Below are 757 nucleotides of genomic sequence, written 5' to 3' on the forward strand. Positions count from 1 at the left end.
GAGGATCTTGCCGCGCAGGTCATTGGTGTTGCCGGAGCCGCGGCGCTCGTCGAGCCCCGGGTTGTAGGTGGGAGCGTCGTTGATCGGTGTGTACCCGTTGACATTGGGCCCCGACGCCGGTGTGTTGCCGCCCGTGGCGAGGAAGAGATTGCCGTCCGCGTCGAAGTCCACGTCGCCGGCGACATGGCAGCACTGGCCGCGGTTGGTCTCGACCCGGATGATCTCCTGGGCGGTCGACAGATCCAGCTTGTCCCCGGTCCACTTGAAGCGGGTGAGGGCGTCGTAGCCCTTCCACCGGTCCCAGTACGCGTCGGTCTCGCCCGCGGGCAGTTGCAGCGGGGCCGAGCCGGCCGGGGTGCTCAGCGGCGGCGAGTAGTAGAGGTAGACCCACTTGTTGGTGGCGAAGTCCGGGTCCAGGGTGACGGTCTGGAGCCCCATCTCCGAGTTCTGGTACACGTCGAGGTGATTGACGACCTTGGTCACACCGCTGCCGGGGTCGGTGAGCCGCAGATCACCGTTGCGCGCGGTGTGCAGCACCCGGTTGTCGGGCATCACGGCGAGGTCGATCGGCTCACCGGTGTCCTTGGTGAGGGTCACCTTCTCGTAGTTCGCCCAGTCCAGGGCGTGTTCATGGCCGTCGTGTGCTTGGGCGGCGGGCGCGAGGGCCACCATGCCCAGCGCGGGCATTGCCGCGAGCAGGACGCCTGAGATCAGACGTCTGAGGGTACGGTGCACGGTGATGCGTCTCCTTGGTCGC

General features: G+C 67.4%; 1 protein-coding gene. It reads right to left on the reverse strand.

What is annotated here, in order from left to right; translation table 11 throughout:
* A partial coding sequence (locus tag BFF77_RS30825; RefSeq protein ID WP_245703904.1) for a PQQ-dependent sugar dehydrogenase occupies positions 1-735 on the reverse strand: 735 nt, incomplete at its 3' end.
* Positions 736-757: the final 22 nt, after the last annotated feature.

The organism is Streptomyces lushanensis, assembly GCF_001700515.1.
Lineage (GTDB): Bacteria > Actinomycetota > Actinomycetes > Streptomycetales > Streptomycetaceae > Streptomyces > Streptomyces lushanensis.